Raw genomic sequence first — 18880 nt, forward strand, 5'->3', positions numbered from 1 at the left:
GTCAGTTCTTCTCCTGACGGCGGAAGAGCAGGAAGTTGAGAGCGCTGATCCCGATGAGGAGCAGGCAGAGGATGTAGCTCATGGCGGCGGCCCGGCCCATCCGGAACTGCTCGAAGCCGGTCTGGGCGATGTACATGATCGCCGTGCGGGTCTCGTTGCTCGGTGCCCCTCCCGTGAGGAGGTAGGACTGCCCGAACATGTTCGCGGACGCGAGGATCGTGATCGTCACGACGAACAGCAGCACGGGGCGCAAGCCGGGCAGCGTGACGTGCCAGAACTCGTGCCACCTGCTCGCGCCGTCGACGCGCGCCGCCTCGTACAAGGTGGTGTCGATGCCCTGGAGGCCGGCGAGGTAGACGACGGCGTTGAACCCGAGGGTCCACCACACGGTGACGCCGACCAGCGTGACCCAGACCCACGGCGTCGCCGTCAGCCACGGGATGATCTCGGTGACGCCCAGGCGGCCGAGGTAGTAGTTGATCAGCCCGACGTTCGCGTTGAGCAGGTTCTGCCACAGCACGCCGATGACGGCGACGCCGAGCACGTACGGCGCGAAGTAGACAGCGCGGAAGAACGTCCGCCCGGGGAACACCCGGTTGAGCATGAGCGCGAGCCCGAGCGGGATGACCACGAGGAACGGCACCGAGAAGAGGACGAACAGGCCGGTCGCCCGCATCGACTCCCAGAACTGGACGGCGGTGAGGCTCGTCGGGTCGAAGAGCTCGAGGTAGTTGCCGAGCCCGACCCACGGGCGCTCCGGCAGGAAGAAGTCCCAGTTGTGCAGGCTCATCCAGATGCCGTAGACGGCGGGGACGAGCACGAACACGCCGAAGATGATCATGAACGGCGCGAGGAAGAGGTACGGCGCCGAGGCGTTGCCCGCGCGGACCCTGGTGCCGCCGTCCGCCGAGCGACGCCGTGCTGAGGTCGGTGCCGTGCCGTTCGCGGCCTGCGTTCCGACCTGTGTGGATGCGGTCATGACATGGCCTCCGCGTACTTCTGTCGGTTCTCCTCGAGGAGGTGGTTGGCCTGCTCGGCGGCGCCGTCGAGCGCCTCCTGGGGGTCGGCGTTGAGGAGCAGGACGTCGCTGAGCGCCGGGTAGAGGATCGTCGACTGAACGTCGAAGATGCCGGGGATGAGCGGGTAGAAGCGCACGTCGGGGAGCGCCTCGGCGATCGAGGACTGCGCGGGCAGCTCGGCGAACTCCGGGCTCTCGACGACGTCACGGCGGGCGGGGATCGGGCCCGCACCTGCCCAGGCGATCGAGTTCTCGCTGATCCACGACAGGAACGTGAACGCGGCCCGCATGCGGTCCGGGTCGAACGCGCGTTGGCGCATGATGACGAACTGGTGGGAGCCGGAGAACGACGCGGGCTGCTCGCCGATGAGCGGGAGCGGGACCACCCCCCAGTCGAGATCCTCGACGCTGCCGAGGTCGTTGATCAGCGCGCCCGGGCCGCCCCAGAGAAAGGCGTTGAGGTCGTTCTTGAACGCGACGTTCGCGTCGCCGCCGCTGACGTTGCGCTTGCTCTGGTCGGACAGGATGCGCTCGAGCTGCCACTCGAGGGCCTCGCGACCCTCGGGGCCGTTGAACAGGGCGCGCGTGCCCTCCTCGTCGTACAGCTCCCCGCCGAACTGCCACTGCAGGCTGTCGAAGCCACGACCCACGCCCTGCGGGTCGATCGCGGGTAGCCAGTGCCCGGCGATGCCCTGCTCGGCGAGGATCTCGAGGGTCTCCTCGTAGCTGGCCCGGTCCCTGGGCGGATCGTCCGGGTCGAGGCCCGCGTTCTCCAGCACGCGCCGGTTGTAGAACAGGCTGTCCGGCCACACGTCGAGCGGGATCGAGTACCGGCGCCCGTTGACGATGCCGGAGCGCCAGACCGTCTCGGAGAAGTTGGCCTCGGACAGGCCGATCCGGTCGGCAGCCTCGTCGAGCGGGACGATGACGCCGCGGGCGGCGTTCGTGGCGACGTGGAAGTTGTGCATGAGGCCGATGTCCGGCGCGAGGCCGCTGACGACGGCCGACGGGAACTTCTGGTAGAAGGACGGCCACGGCATCGCGAACATCTCGATGGTGATGTTCGGGTGCTCGTCGCGGAACTGGAGCAGGAGCTCGCGCATGATCGCGCCGTCGCCCCCGGTGAGTCCGTTCCAGAACTTGAGCGTGAGCGGCGGTCCGTCGTAGCCCTCGCCGACGTCGGGGAGCGCGACGGGCGACAGGTCCGGCGGGGAGCACGCCACGAGGGCGCTCGCCGTGACCGCGGCCGCGCCGAGCCCGAGGAAAGCGCGCCGCGTCGGCGGGGTGGGGAGGGGTGGCATCGTGACGACTCCTGTGTCAGTCATTGGGACATTAACCCGGTGAATAGGACACTACCAGGACCGTTCGCCGCCTGTCACCGGGGTCCGCGCCCTAGGCTCACGGGGTGGAGATCCGAGACCGCCGGGACGGCGACGCCGATGCCCTCGTCCGGATCCTCGCCGACGTCCACGCGCGTGACGGGTATCCCGTCCGCCGGAGCAACGTCCGCCGGGAGTGGCTGTGGGACCCGGCGTTCCTCGGTGCGTGGGTCGCCGTCGTCGATGGCGACGTCGTCGGTCACATCGCCGTCGACCCGCGGCTCGACGCGCCGGGTGTTCCGCCCGGCACGCTCGGTGTCTCACGCCTGTTCGTGGCCTGGAGCGCGCACGGGCGCGGCGTCGGCGCAGCGCTGCTCGACCGCGTCCGGGCCTTCGCCGGCTCGCGCGCGCTGGGGCTGGAGGTGACGGATGATTCCGTCGCCGCTCGGGCGCTGTACGAGCGACTCGGCTGGCGACTGGTGGGCACGGCGTCGGCCTCCTGGACCGACGCCGCCGGACGGCATCCTGAGCTGACCTACTTCCTGGCGCCCGACGCCTGAGGTCAGCACGCCCACGCCGACATCGGGTGCGCCAGGTGACCACATGAGTCACCAGACGCACCCGGTGGCGACCGGACGCTCAGCTCGGTGTGAGCAGCGCGGCGTAGCGCTCCAGGATCACCGGCCACTCCGCGAACTTCCCGCGGTACTGAGCGTTCTCTGCCGTCCAGCCCCCGTGCACGAACCGGACCATTGTGCCCGCGCCGTCGTCCTCCGGTGCCGGCTCGAACCGCACCCGCACCTCGCTGGACACGCCCTCCGGCAGCGCCAGGGAGAACGTGAACGCCACCTCCGCACCCGGGTCCCACGTGGTGACCGTCCCCCAGGGGATCTCGCGCCCGCCCGCATGGTGCTCGACGACGGCGCCGCCCACCTCGGGCTCGATCGTCACCCCCGCGAACGTGTCGGAGTCCGCGGTGTAGCTCGGGTGCCACCACTCGCCGAGGCGCAGCGCGAACGCGTCGAACGCCTCCTGCGGCCCGGTCGGCACGCGGAGCACGTGGACGTGCGGCGCCAGGTCCGGGACCGGCGCCCCGCGGTACTCGCCGAACGACCAGAGGTTGCCCTCGGCGTCGCGCACGGCGAACGTGCGGCCGCCGTAGTCGCGCTCGGTCAGCGGCACGAGCACGTCCAGCCCGGCCGCGCGCACGGCGTCCCACAGGGCGGTCAGTCGCTCGGAGACGAGATATGTGCCAGCGGTGCCGGCGCGCTGCGACCACGCGTTGCCGTCCTCGTCACCGCGTTCCGGGCCGAGCATGACGCCGCCGCCCTCCGGCCAGGCGAGCTCGGCGTGCTGAACGGCGCCGTCCGTACCGGTGCGCAGGGTCTCGACGAACCCGAGCACGTCGGTGAGGACGGCGAGGAGCGCGGCAGGGTCGTGGGCCCCCAGGGTCTGCCACACCATGGGTGCGGGGGCCGGCGTGGTGGTCGACGTCGTCGTGTCCATGGACGTCATCGTCCTCCCAGCGGGTGGCCGTCCGCTTGGAGGTTTCGGAACTCCTCCGCGACCCACCGGCCCGGCGGCACCCCCGCGAACTCCCGGAACTCCGCGGTCAGGTGCGCCTGGTCGACGTACCCCGCAGCGGCGGCGACGTCGGCGAGCGCCGTCGGGCCCCCGGTGGCGACCGCCCGGGCCACGGCGGTCCGGGCGCCCGAGAACCGCGCGAGCCGAGCCACGGTCTTCGGGCCGATCCCCACCTCGTCGACGAACAGCGTCCGCAGCCGGCGCTCGCTGAGCCCGACCCGGGCGGCCACCGCCGAGACGCGGGCTCGGCCCCCCGAGGCGACGATCACCCGCCACGCCTCGGCGAGCTCCGGCCGCGGTGCGGGCGGGCTCTCCGTGCGGAGAGCCGTGCCGCGCAGGAAGGTCCCCAGGACGTCGAACACGCCGGCCCAGGGTTGACGCTCGCTCATCTGCTCCCGCAACAGCTCGCCCGAGGCTCCCAGCACGTCCCGGCCCGAGAACGTCGTCACGTCGAGCTCGCGCGCGGGCACCCCGAACAGGGCGCGGACGGCGAGCGGGTGCACCGACACCTCGACGCCGATCTGCTCGCACGCCTGGTCCACGAGAGCCGGCCTCGTGTGCAGCCCGCCGAGGATGATCGGCGTGGCGCTGGCGGACCCTGGTGCGCCGGCGTCGTGGATGACGAACTCGCCGTCGCCGAGCGTGAGGAGGAACGTCACGGACGGCGACGGGAGACCGCGGTGGACGGCGCCCGGCACCGGGGACAGGCGGAACGCGGTGACCGACCCGACGCCGGGCGCGAGACGCGACGGGCCGACCACGAACGACGCGGCGTCCCCGTCGGCGACCTCGGCAGCCATGCCTCCATCGTGCCGGGGGTGTGCATCGGGCGCGAAGCGGGGATCATGTGCGGATGCGCTCCATCTGGAAGGGCTCGTTGTCGTTCGGGCTCGTCAACGTGCCCGTGAAGGTGTATTCCGCGACCGAGGACCACGACGTCAAGTTCCACCAGGTCCACAACGAGGACGGCGGCCGCATCCGTTACCAGCGCAAGTGCGAGGTGTGCGGGAAGGTCGTCAGCTACGACGACATCGTCAAGGCGTTCGACTCCGACGACGGCGAGCGCGTCATCCTCACCGACGAGGACTTCGAGCAGATGCCCGCGCAGGCGTCGCACGAGATCGAGGTGCTGCAGTTCGTCCCGAACGACCAGATCGACCCGATCCTGTTCGACCGTAGCTACTACCTCGAGCCGGACTCGCGCTCGCCCAAGGCGTACGCCCTGCTCCGCCGCACCCTCCAGGAGACGGATCGCACCGCCGTCGTCCACTTCGCCCTGCGGCAGAAGACGCGCCTCGCGGCCCTGCGCGTCCGCGGCGACGTACTGCTCGTGCAGACGATGCTCTGGCCCGACGAGGTCCGGGAGGTGGAGTTCCCCTCGTTGGAGGACGCCCCGGAGATCTCCGACAAGGAGCTCAAGATGTCGGCGTCGCTCGTCGACTCGATGGCGGAGGACTTCCACCCCGAGGAGTTCACCGACGAGTACACGGTGCAGCTCAAGGAGCTCATCGAGGCGAAGCTCTCCGGCGGAGAGGCGTTCCAGATCGAGGAGAAGGAGGAGGAGGCGACGGGCGAGGACGCCGACGTCGTCGACCTCGTGGCCGCCCTGAGGCGCAGCGTGGACGCCCGCAAGAAGGGCACTCCCGCGAAGGACGCGGAGGGCGAGGGCGGCACGACGTCGCGGAAGAAGCCGGCCAAGGCTCCGGCGAAGAGCCGGAAGGCCAAGGAGAAGGCGTCGTAGCCGGGAGCGTCGGTGGCAGCGGGTGACGGCGGCGCGCGGGTACGCGTCGACGGCCGCGTGCTCTCGCTGACCAACCTCGACAAGGTCCTGTTCCCGGCCACGGGCACCACGAAGGCCGAGCTCATCGACTACTACCGGCGGATCGCTCCGGTGATGATCCCGCACCTCGCGGGCCGCGCCGTGACGCGCAAGCGCTGGCCGAACGGCGTCGAGACCGAGCCGTTCTTCACGAAGAACCTCGACTCCGGGACGCCCGACTGGGTGCCGCGCCGCGGGATCGTCCACCACGAGCGGACCAGCACGTACCCGCTGGTGGAGGACACGGCCACGCTCGTGTGGCTCGCGCAGATGGCCAGCATCGAGCTGCACGTGCCGCAGTGGCGCTTCCCGCCGGGTGACTCACCGTTCGTGCTCGACGGGAGCGCCACGCGGCCCGACCGGTTCGTGCTCGACCTCGACCCGGGCCCCGGCGTCGGGCTCGCGCAGTGCGCGGAGGTGGCGCTCGCGGCGAAGGGGTACCTCGACGACGTCGGGCTCGCCGCCATCCCCGTGACGAGCGGCAGCAAGGGCCTGCACCTGTACGCCACGATCCACGGCGTCAGCTCGGAGCAGGCGAGCGCGTTCGCGAAGGAGCTGGCCGGGCACCTCGCGGAGGACCTTCCGCAGCTCGTGGTCACGCAGATGAAGCGGTCGCTCCGCGACGGCAAGGTGTTCGTCGACTACTCGCAGAACAACGCCGCGAAGACCACCGTCTCGCCGTACTCGGTGCGCGGGCGGGACCAGCCGTGGGTCGCCGCGCCACGCACGTGGGGGGAGCTCGGGGAACCGGGACTCGCACACCTCGAGCTCGGCGAGGTGCTGGAGCGTGCCGCCGACGGCGACCTGCTCGCACCCCTGCTGCCGCCGGACCCGCTGTCCACCTACCGCGCGAAGCGGGACTCGGCGAGGACGCCCGAGCCGGTCCCGTTCGCCGCGCCCGTGGCGGCGCCGGCCGGGGATCCTCGGTTCGTCATCCAGGAGCACCACGCGCGTCGGCTGCACTGGGACCTGCGGCTGGAGCACGACGGCGTGCTGGCGTCGTGGGCGGTGCCGCGCGGCGTGCCGACGACGACGGGACACAACCGCCTCGCCGTCCACACCGAGGACCACCCGATGGAGTACCTCACGTTCCACGGGTCGATCCCGAAGGGGGAGTACGGCGGCGGCGAGATGACCGTGTGGGACACCGGGACGTACACGCCGGAGAAGTTCCGCGACGACGAGGTCATCTTCGTGCTGCACGGCCAGCGGGTGCAGGGGCGGTTCGCCCTCATCCGCACCGACCCGGGTCGGGGTGGGGGCAAGGAGCAGTGGCTGCTGCACCTCATGAAGGACCAGTCCGGCGTGGCGACGTCGCCGGAGAAGCGGGCGCACGCCGTCGTCGACGCTCCCGACGCGGCTGCCGACGACGGCGCTCACATCTCGCTCAGCGACGCCGTCGAACCCCGCCGCATCGCTCCCGACCTGAGACCGATGCTCGCCACCGCGGGCCAGGTCGGCGACGGCGACTACCCGGCGCGGGAGTGGGCGTTCGAGCCGAAGTGGGACGGCTACCGGGCGCTGGTCCGGTTCTCCGCGCGCGGCGTGGCCCTGCAGTCGCGGTCGGGGCGGGACTTCACGCAGGAGTTCGCGGAGCTGGCCGTCGTGCCCGAGGAGCTCGCCGCGCACGCCGGCGTCCTGGACGCGGAGATCGTGGCGCTCGACGCCGCCGGCCGCCCGAGCTTCCACGCCCTCCAGGAACGGGGCACCGGCGCCCGCCCCGCGATGCGGCTGCTCGTGTTCGACGTGCTGCACCTCGACGGCACCTCGCTCGTCAACAAGAGGTACAGCGACCGCCGCCAGGTGCTGCTCGCCCTGCCGCTCCCGGCCGCCGACCCGGACCATCTGGGCCGCGAGGAGCGCGACGTCGGCGGGTGGCGCCGGTCGGTCACCATCGGCACGTCGGTGCGGGCGGCACTGCGCGCGAGCGCGGAGGCCCGCCTCGAGGGCGTCATCGCGAAGCGCCTCGACGCGCGCTACCTGCCGGGCCGCCGCGGGCACGCCTGGGTCAAGCTCAAGCACTCGCTCGACGCCGAGGTGGTGATCGGCGGGTGGCGGCCCGGTCAGGGCAGGCGGGCCGGGGGGATCGGCTCGCTGCTGCTGGGGGTGCCCGACGACGACGGCGGCTTGCGGTACGTGGGCAAGGTCGGGACGGGTTTCACGGACGCCGCGCTGGACGCGCTCCTGGCGACGCTCGAGCCGCGGGAGCGGACGACGTCGCCGTTCACCACCGAGGTGCCTCGCGTCGAGGCGAAGGTCGCGCACTGGGTGCGGCCCGACGTCGTCGGCGAGGTGACGTTCGACTCGTGGACCGACGACGGCGTGCTGCGCGCTGCGAGGTGGCGCGGGCTGCGGCCGGACAAGGCGCCGGCGGACCTGGCCTGAGCCGCCCGGGCGCCGTCAGGGGTCGCCGGCGCCGCCCGGGGAGGGCAGCACGCTGCCGAGCGAGCGCCGCACCCGGTCCGGGTCTTCGCCGTCCGCGACGGACAGCAGAGCCGCCCGCCACGCGGCGGTGAGCATCCGCGCGGCCGGCTCGAGTCCCGCGCCGACGAGGGGGCGCAGCGCATGCTCGACCGGGTCGGGCCCGGTGGGCGCGTCGGACTCCTGGGCCGTGCTGGACGGGTCGGCCTCGCCGACGATCCGGGGGACGCCGAACCGGACGGCGGCGTCGAACGCGACGAGGAGCGCCGCTCGCAGCGCTGCCGGGCCGCTGCCCCCGTGGCTCTCCGCGGCGCCGGCGATGCGCTCGACCAGCCGCTTCTCCAGGTCCCCCCGCACGTAGGCGTACAGCCCGAGCTTGGACCCGAAGTGGTGGTACAGCGCCCCGGTGGTGACGCCCGCGTCGGCCGCGACGCCGGAGACGCTCGCGTTCCGGTACCCGTCCCGCTCGAACGCGCGCAGGGACGCCTCGACGAGTCGACCGCGCGTCGAGCCGGGAACCGGGATGTCCGCCCACATCCAGTCAGCATAACCCGTTGACGGGAACCCGTAACCGGCTTACGATATCGGCATGAGACTCACCTACCTGTATGTGGTCGTGGACGACTTCGCGCCGGCCCTGGCGTTCTACCGCGACGAGCTCGGCCTGGACGAGGCGTGGCGGGAAGGCGAGGGGACGGTCGCCTTCGCCCTCCCCGGGAGCGACGTCCAGATCATGGTCGACAAGCGCCTCGACGACGGCGCCCAGTGGTCCACCGGCCCGATGTACCAGGTCGACGACCTCGATGCCTGGGTGCGCGAGCACCCCGGCGTGCCGGCGCTCGCCCCCGAGATCGCCGCGCCGGACGCACGGATCCGCGCCTTCCGCGACCCGGGCGGCAACGTCTTCCACCTCCTGCAGGTCACCGGAGACGCGACCTGATCCAGGGTCGGCCCCCGCCGGGTCGGCCCTTCACAGGATCTGTGCGCTCCGGTCACGGTGCGCAGCGGCGATCGTCGGACCCGCCCTCTACGGTGGACGCCATGTCCGTGCTCGATCCCGCGCATCCGCGCGCCACCCACGCGCCGTCACTCACGCGAGCGACGCCGAGCGGTGGTGCCGGCGCCCGCTGGGCGTTCGCGTTCGTCGGGGCGATCGTCGCCGCGGTCGGCGTGTGGGCCACGTGGCGCTTCTTCGTGGCGTCCCCGACGGGTCAGCGCGTCGACGAGGTCGCGCTCCGGGGTTCGGAGCTCGGCCGCTCCCGGCTCGTCGAGATCGCGGAGCCGGTGCTCGACGTCGTCTCGGTCCCGTTCCTCGTCGTGGTGGTCGTGGCCGCCGTCGTCGTCGCCGCCGTGCAGCGTCGCTGGGGAACGGCGCTGCGGGTCGTCGTCCTCATGGTCGGCGCCAACCTCACCACGCAGGTGCTCAAGAGCTCGATCCTGGACCGCCCGGATCTCGGTGTCACGCCTGGGGCCAGCAACTCCTTCCCGAGCGGCCACACCACCGTCGCGGCGTCGGTCGCGGCGGCCGCGCTGATGGTGGTCCCGCGCGGCCTGCGGCCGCTCGTCGCCGTCGTCGGTGCTGCGTACACGGCCGCCACCGGCGTCGCGACGATGATCCTCGGCTGGCATCGGCCGTCCGACGTCATCGCCGCGATCGCCGTCGTCACCGCCTGGTCGCTGCTGGTGCTCATCCCCGGCGCGGCCCGGGGGTCGGCCGAGCGCGGCGTCGGCGGTGGCCGCACGTTCGCCGTCGTCGTCCTCGCGATCGCCGCCGTGGCGGGGCTCGCCGTCGGTATCGGTGCGTTGTTCGCGACGGCGAACGCGACAGTCGACCTGCCGCCGCTGCTCGACGACGTCGTGGGGGAGCTCGTCGACCGGGGCCAGCTGTTCCTGGCGTACGCCGGTGCTGCCGCAGCCGTGGGCGGGGCCGCGAGCGTGTCGGCCCTCACGCAGCTGCTGGGGCGGCGTTGAGGGATGTCGAGCGAGGACTCCCGAGCGAGCGCCAGTGGGTGCACGAGGATCGCGACCGGCGATCCATGTTGTACGGTGCGGGCGACCGGGATCACCGACCGCGCACGCCGAGCGGTCCGAATCGCTTGACGCCACGGGGCATCCTGGTCACGCACCGCCACCCGAGGAAGGCCCACCGTGCCCAGCTCCGCCCGCAAGCTCGTGATCGTCGAGTCGCCGACCAAGGCGCGCACGATCACGCCGTTCCTCGGTGACGACTACGACGTCGAGGCGAGCGTCGGGCACATCCGGGACCTCCCGCAGCCGTCCGAGCTGCCCGCGGAGATGAAGAAGGGCCCGTACCGGAAGTTCGCCGTCGATGTCGAGAACGGGTTCGACCCGTACTACGTGGTCGACGCTGACAAGAAGAAGAAGGTCAGCGAGCTCCGCAAGAAGCTCAAGGCGGCCGACGAGCTCTACCTCGCCACGGATGAGGACCGCGAGGGCGAGGCCATCGCGTGGCACCTCCTCGAGGTGCTGGAGCCGAAGGTGCCCGTGAAGCGGATGGTGTTCCACGAGATCACCCGCGAGGCGATCCAGCGGGCGCTGGAGGCGACGCGCGACCTCGACACGCGCCTCGTCGACGCCCAGGAGACCCGGCGCATCCTCGACCGGCTGTATGGCTACGAGGTCTCGCCGGTGCTCTGGCGCAAGATCGGGCCGGGGCTCTCCGCCGGTCGCGTGCAGTCCGTCGCCACGAGGCTCGTGGTGGAGCGGGAGCGCGAGCGGATGGCGTTCCGCAGCGCGAACTACTGGGACGTGCGCGGCGAGTTCAGCGGCGGGCGCGGCGAGACGGCGGGCACGTCGTTCTCCGCGCGGCTGACGGCGCTCGACGGCGACCGGGTCGCCACCGGCCGCGACTTCGACGACTCCGGCTCGCTCACGAGCAGGGCCGTCCACCTCGACGAGGCGGCCGCGACGGCGCTCGTCTCCGCGCTCGACGGGGTCGACGTCGTCGTACGTTCCGTCGACACCAAGCCGTACACCCGCCGCCCCGCCGCCCCGTTCACGACGTCGACCCTCCAGCAGGAGGCGAGCCGCAAGCTGCGGATGAACTCGCGCGCGACGATGCGCACGGCGCAGTCGTTGTACGAGAACGGCTACATCACGTACATGCGGACCGACTCCGTGACGCTCTCGACCCAGGCGATCACCGCCGCGCGCCGGCAGGCCGCGGAGCTGTACGGCGCGGAGTACGTGCCCGATGCGCCGCGCCTGTACGCGAACAAGTCGAAGAACGCCCAGGAGGCGCACGAGGCGATCCGGCCCGCCGGCGACTCGTTCCGCACTCCCGCCCAGGTCGCGAGCCGGCTCTCCGGCGACGAGTTCCGGCTCTACGAGCTCATCTGGAAGCGCACCGTCGCGTCGCAGATGGCTGACGCGAAGGGGTCGACGGCGTCCGTGAAGCTCGGTGCGAGCGCCGCCTATCCCGACGGCGCGACCCGCGACGCCGAGTTCTCGGCCTCCGGCACCGTCATCACGTTCCGCGGTTTCCTCGCGGCGTACGAGGAGGGCCGGGACGCGGGCCGGTACGACGAGGACGGCGACGGCGCGGGCCGCGGCTCCTCGTCGGGGTCGTCGGCCGCGCGCGAGACCCGCCTGCCGGATCTCGCCCAGGGCGACCAGGTCGCCGCGGAGTCGCTCACCGCGGAGGGCCACGACACCTCACCCCCGCCCCGCTACACCGAGGCCAGCCTCACCGCCGCCCTCGAGGAGCGCGGCATCGGGCGTCCGTCCACGTTCGCCGCCACGATCTCCGTGATCGTGGATCGCGGATACGTCCTGCGCCGCGGACAGGCGCTCGTGCCGAGCTGGCTGGCGTTCTCGGTGGTCCGGCTGCTGGAGGACCACTTCGGGCGGCTCGTCGACTACGACTTCACGGCCGCGATGGAGTCCGACCTCGACCGCATCGCGCGCGGTGAGCAGGACCGCGTGGCGTGGCTGACCCGGTTCTACTTCGGCGACGAGGCGGCCGGCTCGGAGGGGCTGCAGCAGCTCGTCTCCGAGCTGGGCGACATCGACGCTCGCGGCATCAACTCGATCGACCTCGGTGGCGGCGTCACCGTACGGGTCGGCCGCTACGGTCCGTACCTCGAGGCGACCGGACCGGACGGCGAGCCGCAGCGCGCGAGCGTGCCCGACGACGTCGCCCCGGACGAGCTGACGCTCGAGCGGGCCCGCGAGCTGCTCGCCACCCAGGGCGAGGGCGACCGCGAGCTCGGCACCGACCCGGCGACCGGGCGCACCATCGTGGCGCGCAGCGGGCGGTACGGGCCGTACGTCACGGAGGTCATCCCCGACGACGCCCCCGCCGCCTCGGACGACGCGAAGCCGGCGAAGCGCAAGCCGGCCAAGCCGAAGCCGCGGACGGCGTCGCTGCTGCAGTCGATGCAGCTCGAGGCGGTGGATCTCGAGCAGGCGCTCAAGCTTCTCTCCCTGCCGCGCGTGGTCGGCGTCGACCCGGAGTCGGGCGACGAGATCACCGCCCAGAACGGTCGGTACGGGCCGTACCTCAAGAAGGGCACCGACTCGCGCTCGCTCGAGACCGAGGACCAGATCTTCGACATCACGCTCGAGCAGGCTCTCGCGATCTACGCGCAGCCCAAGCAGCGGCGCGGGCAGCGGGCGTCGTCGGCGCTGCGCGAGCTCGGGGACGACCCGGTGTCCGGCAAGCCGGTGAGCGTGAAGGACGGACGGTTCGGGCCGTACGTCACGGACGGCACGACGAACGCGACGCTCCGCAAGGACGACGAGGTCGAGTCGATCACGCCGGAGCGCGCGTTCGAGCTCCTTGCGGAGAAGCGGGCCAAGGGGCCGGCGAAGAAGCGGACGACGGCGCGGAGCTCGAGCCGGAAGGCGCCCGCCAAGTCGCGCTCCTGAGGCCGGGACTGGACCTGAGCGGTCTGGGCGCGGGTCGACCGTGCGGTCGGTCCCGCGGGGCCGCCGGTCGAGGTGAGGTTCCGCACGGTCGACGTCGGGTGGCCGCCCTAGGCTGGGCGACGTGACCGATCCCACGCCGCCCGACGCCCTGCTCACGAGCGCCACCGCGCCCGACCCGATGGACGCGCCACCGTTGCGGTGGGGGATCCTCGCGCCGGGGGGCATCGCGCAGAACTTCGCGCGCACGGTGCCGGAGCACACCCGGGCGTCGGTCATCGCCGTCGGATCGCGCAGCCTCGAGCGCGCGGAGTCCTTCGCCACGGAGTTCGGCATCCGTCGCGCCTACGGCAGCTACTCCCAGCTCGTCGAGGATGACGACGTCGACGCCGTGTACGTCGCGTCGCCGCACAGCGAGCACCGCGCCCACGCGCTCCTCGCGATCCGGGCCGGCAAGCCGGTGCTCGTGGAGAAGGCGTTCACGCGGAACGCCGCCGAGGCGCGCGAGGTGTTCGACGCCGCGGAGCAGGCCGGGCTCTACGCGATGGAGGCCATGTGGTCCCGTTTCCTCCCGCACTACGCGGCGGTGCGGGAGATCGTGGCGAGCGGGGAGATCGGCGACGTCGTGTCCGTCACCGCTCAGCACGGGCAACGGCTCGTCTTCGGCCCGGAGCACCGCCTCTGGAACCCCGCCCTGGCCGGCGGCGCCGTCCTCGACCTGGCGGTGTACCCGATCTCGTTCGTGCACATGCTGCTCGGGGTGCCGGACGAGGTGCTCGCGGTCGGGTCCCTCTCGGACCTCGGCGTGGACGAGGGCGAGACCGTGCTCCTGCGGTACGGCGCACGCACCGTCGCCGTCGCCGAGGCGACGATGCTCGGCGCGATGCCGAACACCGCGACGATCACCGGGACCGCCGGCCGCGTCGAGATCCCCCGCACGTTCTACGTCCCGAACCGGGTGGTGGTGACACCCCTGGACGGGGAGCCGCGCGTCGTGCACGGCGAGGCGGTGGGCGGGTTCCAGTTCCAGGCGGCCGAGGCGGCGCGGCGCATCGCGGCCGGCGAGCTGGAGTCGCCGACGCTGACCTGGGCGGCGACGCTCGAGGTCATGGAGATCATGGACGAGGTGCGGCGTCAGCTGGGGGTCGTCTACCCGGGGGAGTGACGCTGCCGCGTGCGAGGAGCTGGGCCGTGGACATCAAGGACGAGCTGCACCGCAAGCTGAGAGCTGCTCGGGCGTCGTTCCTCTCGCGGCTCGACGGGCTCGACGAGTACGGCCTGCGCCGGCCGATGACGCCGACCGGCACGAACCTGCTCGGCCTCGCGAAGCACCTCGGCACGATGGAGTACGGCTACCTCGGTGACTGCGTGGGCCGGCCCGCACCGGAACCGATCCCGTGGCTCGAGGACGGGTCCATCTGGGACGGCGGCGACATGTGGGCGACGCCGCGGGAGTCGAGCCAGCAGATCGTCGCGTTCTACCGCCGCGCCTGCGAGCACGCGGACGCGTCCGTCGACGTGCTCGACCTCGATTCCCCGGCCCACGTCCCGTGGTGGGCGGAGGGAGAGCGCGACACGACGCTCGGCGTCCTCCTCGTCCGGATGCTCGACGAGACGGCGCACCACGCCGGCCACGCCGACATCGTGCGGGAGCTCGTCGACGGCCTCGCCGGTCCGGACCACGACGAGATCGACGACGCCACGTGGCGTGAGTACCTCGAGCGCGTGCAGGCGGCGGCCGACGCGTTCCGGCCGTCAGCGTCCGGCTGACGGGCGCCGCACCAGCAGGTGCACCGTGTGCACCACCGCGAATGCCACGGTGAACCACGCCGTCGTGACCATCATCGCCCCGCCGTCGTCGAAGGTCGGCGTCGGCGACCCCGCTCCGATCTTCGTGGCGAGCATGAGGGCGGCGAGCAGCGCGAGGACGGCGATCGTGATCGGCAGCCCGACCGTGCGGACGTCGCGGAACGCCGCGACGAGGCAGGCCGCCGCGACCGAGAACAGCACGAGCAGCCCCAGCATCGCGATCGCGGCACCACGGCCGTGACCGATCAGCTCCCACATCGACGCATACGTGCTCGTGACGTTGCCGTCGACGACGTCCGCGTAGATCTGCGTGCCGCTCAGTGCGATGGCGAGCATGCCGATCGCGGCGTACACGCGGCCGTAACCCGGCGGGGACGCCGGCCGGGCCGGGGGTGCGTAGCCGAGCGGCTGCGGGACGGCGTGCCCGGGCGGCGGCTGCGGTCCGGGCGGCGGTGTCATGGGTGACGTCATGGTGGTCCTCTCTCTCGGATCCGTGCCCACCCTGCACCGCCCGGCTTACACCGGGCTTGCGCCGGGACCGGCCCGGCGGCGGATCGCGCGATCGTCGGAGGGGAAGCGGAACTAGGCTGGCGCGCGTGAGGAGTCAGCCGCCCGGGGTGTTCGTCTCGTTCGAGGGCGGCGACGGCGCCGGCAAGACGACGCAGCTCGAGCTGCTCGCGACCTGGATCGAGCAGGCGGGTCGGGAGGTGGTGCGCACGCGGGAACCCGGGGGGACGGCGATCGGCCGCACGCTGCGGGACCTCGTGCTGCACGGCGAGGACGTCGACGCCCGCACCGAGGCCCTGCTGTACGCCACGGACCGCGCGCACCACGTCGCCTCGCTCGTGCGTCCTGCTCTGGCGCGCGGCGCCGTCGTCCTCACCGACCGGTACGTCGACTCCTCCCTCGCGTACCAGGCCGGCGGGCGCGAGCTGGCGGCGGACGACGTCCGGCGGCTGTCGATGTGGGCGGTGGATGGTCTGATGCCGGATGTGACGATCCTGCTCGACCTCGACCCGGCACACCTGCCGGCGCGCCTCACCGCCGCTCCGGACCGGCTCGAGCGTGCCGGCAGCGCGTTCCACGTGCGCACCCGTGAGGCGTACCTGGGGCTCGCGGCGCGCGAGCCGGAGCGCTGGCTCGTGCTCGACGCCGCGCTGGGGCGTGCGGAGCTCGCGGCGCAGGTGCGGGCGCGTGTGGCGCCGCGGCTCGGGAGGACCGGCACGTGACCGGCGTGTGGGACGACGTCGTCGGCCAGGACGCCGCCGTGGCCGAGCTTCGCGACGCAGCCCGCGACCCGGCGTCGATGACGCACGCCTGGCTGGTCACGGGCCCGCCCGGCTCGGGGCGGTCGGTCGCCGCGCGGGCGTTCGCCGCGGCGCTGCAGGCGGACGACGCCGACTCCTCGCCGGAGGCGGCGAACGCGCGGCGGCGCGTGCTCGCCGGCACGCACCCGGACGTGCACGTGGCGGCGACCGAGAAGTCGATCATCACGATCACCGAGGCCCGCGAGCTGGTGACCCTCGCCCAGCGTGCGCCGGCCGAGGGGCGGTGGCGGGTGATCGTGGTCGAGGACGCCGACCGGATGGTCGAGCGGACCTCGAACGTGCTGCTCAAGGCGATCGAGGAACCCCCGCCGCGCACGGTGTGGCTGCTGTGCGCGCCGAGCCCGCAGGACGTCGTCGCGACGATCCGGTCGCGGTGCCGCCAGGTGTCCCTGCGCGTGCCGCCGGCACATGCCGTGGCCGACCTCCTCGTCCGCCGGCACGGCATCGGCCACGAGCTCGCGCTGGAGGCCGCGTTCGCCGCCCAGAGCCACATCGGCCTGGCGACGAGGCTGGCGCTGAACGCGGAGGCGCGTGAGCGCCGCTCCCGGGTTCTCGAGCTCGCGGCGTCGATCCGCGGCGTCGGCGACGCGGTGCTGGCGGCCGGGGAGCTCGTCGAGGTGGCGAGCGCCCAGGCGAAGGCGTCGACCGAGGATCGCGACGCGGCCGAGCGCGCGGAGCTCCTGCACGCGATGGGCGCCGACGACGGCGCGTCCACCGCGCGGTCGTTGCCGCCCGCGCTCCGCAGCCAGCTCCGCCAGCTCGAGGACGACCAGAAGCGGCGCGCGAAACGGGCCGTGCACGACGTCCTCGACCGGGCCATGACGGACCTGCTGTCGCTGTACCGCGACGTGCTCGTCGTCCAGCTCGGTGCCGACGTCGAGCTCGTCAACGGTGGCCACGCCGAGCGGGTGCGCGCCCTGGCGAACGCCTCGACGGCCGAGCAGTCGGTCCGCCGGATGGACGCGATCGCGCAGGCGCGCACCCGGCTCGGCGCCAACGTCGCGCCGCTGCTCGCCACGGAGGCGATGGCCGTCGCGCTCCGGCCGCAGGCGTGAGCCGCGCGTGGCGGGAGGGCCCGTACGCTGACCCGGTGAGCAGGAGGCGAGCGGCGCGTGGCGTCGCGGCAGTGCTGGCGGTGGCAGGCCTGGCGGCCGCGTGCGCGGGTCCCGCGCCGATGCTGCAGCCGGTCGACGCGGGCGCGCCGACGGATCCGGGGCAGCAGGGGAGCGCCACGCCGCAGCCGTCGGACGACGCGCTCGCGGAGTTCTACACGCAGGTGCCGTCCTGGTACGCGTGCGGCGGCGGGTTCGAGTGCGCCGACGTCGAGGTGCCGCTCGACTACGACGCGCCCGACGGGGAGCGCGTGCAGCTCGCGGTCAAGCGGCTCCCGGCCGACGACCCGGCCGCCCGGCAGGGTTCGCTGCTCGTCAACCCGGGCGGGCCGGGTGCGTCGGGCCTCGACCTCGTGGACTCGGCCGCCGACCTGTTCTCGAACCGCGTGCTCGACGCGTACGACGTCGTCGGTTTCGACCCGCGGGGCGTGGGCAGCTCGACCAAGATCGTGTGTCTGGGTCCCGACGAGGAGGACCCCAGCGGCGGCGACTACGACCTGTCCGACGACGCGGAGGTGCAGCGCCTCGTCGACGACCTGGACGCGCTCGGCGAGATGTGCCGGGACCACTCCGGCGACCTGCTCGATCACGTCGACACCGTGCACGCCGCCCGTGACCTGGACGTGCTCCGGGCGGTGCTCGGCGACGAGCGTCTGACGTACCTCGGCTTCTCCTACGGCACCATCCTCGGGGCGACGTTCGCGGAGCTCTTCCCGGACCGCGTGGGGCGGCTCGTGCTCGACGGGGCGATCGACCCGTCGATCGACTACACGCAGATGACGGCGGACCAGGTCGACGGCTTCGAGGTCGCGTTCCGCTCCTACCTCGCGAACTGCCTCGAGGGCGACGCGTGCCCGTTCAGCGGCACCGAGGACGAGGCGTACGACCGGGCGGTGGCGTTCCTCGAGGAGCTCGACGCCGAGCCGCTCCCGTCCGAGGGCGAGGACGGCGAGCTCACGAGCGACGAGGCGTACGGGGCGATCCAGTCCTCGATGTACGTGGCCTGGGCCTGGGAGGCACTGAGCGAGGGCTTCACGCAGGCATTCGAGGACGCCGACGGTTCGGCGCTCGACGTCATCGCCCACGAGAACGACGACCCGGATCCGAACGCGGACTTCGCGTTCTGGGGCATCGACTGCAGCGACTACCCGATCACCTCGAGTGTCGACGAGATCCTCGCGCAGGCGGACGAGCTGGAGGAGGCCTCGGCCCTGTTCGGGGCGGCGATGGGCACCGGTGAGCTCGTGTGCCGCCAGTGGCCGTACCAGTCGACGGCGGTGCGTGAGCCGATCGAGGCCGCCGGCGCCGCGCCGATCCTGGTCGTCGGCACGACGCGCGACCCGGCGACGCCGTACCGGTGGGCGGAGGCACTCGCCGGCCAGCTCGAGTCGGGGCGGCTGCTCACCTGGGACGGCGACGGCCACACGGCGTACGCGAGCGGCAGCCCGTGCATCGACGAGGCGGTCCAGGCCTACCTGCTGGACGGGACCCTGCCGGACGACGGCACGGTCTGCTGACGCCCGGACCTCACACCCACGAGGACGTCGCGGGCCGGGAGTGCCCCCGCGGGGCCGCCCGGCTAC

The 18880-nt window shown here is 72.9% G+C and carries 17 protein-coding genes; 11 read left to right on the plus strand and 6 right to left on the minus strand.

Going from position 1 to position 18880, the window contains the following annotated elements:
* Position 1: 1 nt before the first annotated feature.
* Together BCAV_RS03260 and BCAV_RS03265 are read right to left on the minus strand one after the other, a co-directional pair.
* A complete protein-coding gene (locus BCAV_RS03260; RefSeq protein ID WP_012725689.1) occupies positions 2–979 on the minus strand; it encodes a carbohydrate ABC transporter permease in 978 nt (325 codons plus the stop codon).
* Positions 976–2319, minus strand: a complete 1344-nt coding sequence (locus tag BCAV_RS03265) for an ABC transporter substrate-binding protein (protein ID WP_012725690.1) — start codon at positions 2317–2319, stop codon at positions 976–978. Before BCAV_RS03265 ends, BCAV_RS03260 begins: the two co-directional genes overlap by 4 nt.
* A 104-nt stretch (positions 2320–2423) precedes the next feature.
* On the opposite strand from BCAV_RS03265, the gene BCAV_RS03270 reads away from it, so the two are divergent.
* Entirely contained in the window at positions 2424–2897 is a 474-nt protein-coding gene (locus BCAV_RS03270; RefSeq protein WP_012725691.1) for a GNAT family N-acetyltransferase, read from the plus strand.
* Positions 2898–2976: 79 nt separating this feature from the next.
* Here the strand turns inward: BCAV_RS03270 and BCAV_RS22625 are convergent, their stop codons facing one another.
* Together BCAV_RS22625 and BCAV_RS03280 are read right to left on the minus strand one after the other, a co-directional pair.
* On the minus strand, positions 2977–3843 hold the full coding sequence (locus BCAV_RS22625; protein ID WP_012725692.1) for a VOC family protein: 867 nt from the start codon (positions 3841–3843) through the stop codon (positions 2977–2979).
* 5 nt (positions 3844–3848) lie between these two features.
* The gene (locus BCAV_RS03280) at positions 3849–4721 is read right to left on the minus strand and encodes a helix-turn-helix domain-containing protein (RefSeq protein ID WP_012725693.1); all 873 of its coding nucleotides are present in this window, start codon (positions 4719–4721) and stop codon (positions 3849–3851) included.
* Positions 4722–4774: 53 nt separating this feature from the next.
* On the opposite strand from BCAV_RS03280, the gene ku reads away from it, so the two are divergent.
* Both ku and BCAV_RS03290 read left to right on the plus strand, forming a co-directional pair.
* Positions 4775–5662: a non-homologous end joining protein Ku gene (gene ku, locus BCAV_RS03285; protein ID WP_012725694.1), complete on the plus strand. Its 888-nt coding sequence runs from the start codon at positions 4775–4777 to the stop codon at positions 5660–5662.
* A 12-nt stretch (positions 5663–5674) separates the two neighbouring features.
* Positions 5675–8125: an ATP-dependent DNA ligase gene (locus BCAV_RS03290; RefSeq protein WP_012725695.1), complete on the plus strand. Its 2451-nt coding sequence runs from the start codon at positions 5675–5677 to the stop codon at positions 8123–8125.
* A gap of 15 nt (positions 8126–8140) precedes the next feature.
* On the opposite strand, the gene BCAV_RS03295 is transcribed toward BCAV_RS03290, so the two are convergent.
* Entirely contained in the window at positions 8141–8698 is a 558-nt protein-coding gene (locus tag BCAV_RS03295; RefSeq protein WP_012725696.1) for a TetR/AcrR family transcriptional regulator, read from the minus strand.
* Between the two features lie 52 nt (positions 8699–8750).
* Here BCAV_RS03295 and BCAV_RS03300 point away from each other — a divergent pair, with 52 nt between their 5' ends.
* From BCAV_RS03300 to BCAV_RS03320, 5 genes are all read left to right on the plus strand, one after another.
* On the plus strand, positions 8751–9101 hold the full coding sequence (locus BCAV_RS03300) for a VOC family protein (protein WP_012725697.1): 351 nt from the start codon (positions 8751–8753) through the stop codon (positions 9099–9101).
* Positions 9102–9202: 101 nt separating this feature from the next.
* Positions 9203–10132, plus strand: a complete 930-nt coding sequence (locus BCAV_RS03305; RefSeq protein WP_012725698.1) for a phosphatase PAP2 family protein — start codon at positions 9203–9205, stop codon at positions 10130–10132.
* A 177-nt stretch (positions 10133–10309) separates the two neighbouring features.
* On the plus strand, positions 10310–13051 hold the full coding sequence (gene topA / locus BCAV_RS03310; protein WP_012725699.1) for a type I DNA topoisomerase: 2742 nt from the start codon (positions 10310–10312) through the stop codon (positions 13049–13051).
* 121 nt (positions 13052–13172) lie between these two features.
* Positions 13173–14213 (plus strand): Gfo/Idh/MocA family protein, encoded by a 1041-nt coding sequence (locus BCAV_RS03315; protein ID WP_012725700.1) that lies wholly within the window; start codon positions 13173–13175, stop codon positions 14211–14213.
* Positions 14214–14239: 26 nt separating this feature from the next.
* The gene (locus BCAV_RS03320; RefSeq protein WP_012725701.1) at positions 14240–14818 is read left to right on the plus strand and encodes a DinB family protein; all 579 of its coding nucleotides are present in this window, start codon (positions 14240–14242) and stop codon (positions 14816–14818) included.
* Here BCAV_RS03320 and BCAV_RS03325 read toward each other — a convergent pair.
* Positions 14804–15328 (minus strand): hypothetical protein, encoded by a 525-nt coding sequence (locus BCAV_RS03325; RefSeq protein WP_012725702.1) that lies wholly within the window; start codon positions 15326–15328, stop codon positions 14804–14806. The two genes, BCAV_RS03320 and BCAV_RS03325, sit on opposite strands and share 15 nt — an antisense overlap.
* 125 nt (positions 15329–15453) lie before the next feature.
* Here BCAV_RS03325 and tmk point away from each other — a divergent pair, with 125 nt between their 5' ends.
* Genes tmk through BCAV_RS03340 form a run of 3 tightly spaced genes read left to right on the plus strand, consistent with a single transcriptional unit; the run spans position 15454 to position 18814 of the window.
* On the plus strand, positions 15454–16086 hold the full coding sequence (gene tmk, locus BCAV_RS03330; RefSeq protein WP_012725703.1) for a dTMP kinase: 633 nt from the start codon (positions 15454–15456) through the stop codon (positions 16084–16086).
* The gene (locus BCAV_RS03335) at positions 16083–17240 is read left to right on the plus strand and encodes a DNA polymerase III subunit delta' (protein ID WP_012725704.1); all 1158 of its coding nucleotides are present in this window, start codon (positions 16083–16085) and stop codon (positions 17238–17240) included. Before tmk ends, BCAV_RS03335 begins: the two co-directional genes overlap by 4 nt.
* Positions 17241–17275: 35 nt before the next feature.
* Complete coding sequence (locus BCAV_RS03340) at positions 17276–18814, plus strand: alpha/beta hydrolase (protein ID WP_043348315.1); 1539 nt, start codon at positions 17276–17278, stop codon at positions 18812–18814.
* Positions 18815–18880 lie beyond the last annotated feature (66 nt).

Source organism: Beutenbergia cavernae DSM 12333 (assembly GCF_000023105.1).
In the GTDB taxonomy this organism is placed as follows: Bacteria; Actinomycetota; Actinomycetes; order Actinomycetales; family Beutenbergiaceae; genus Beutenbergia; species Beutenbergia cavernae.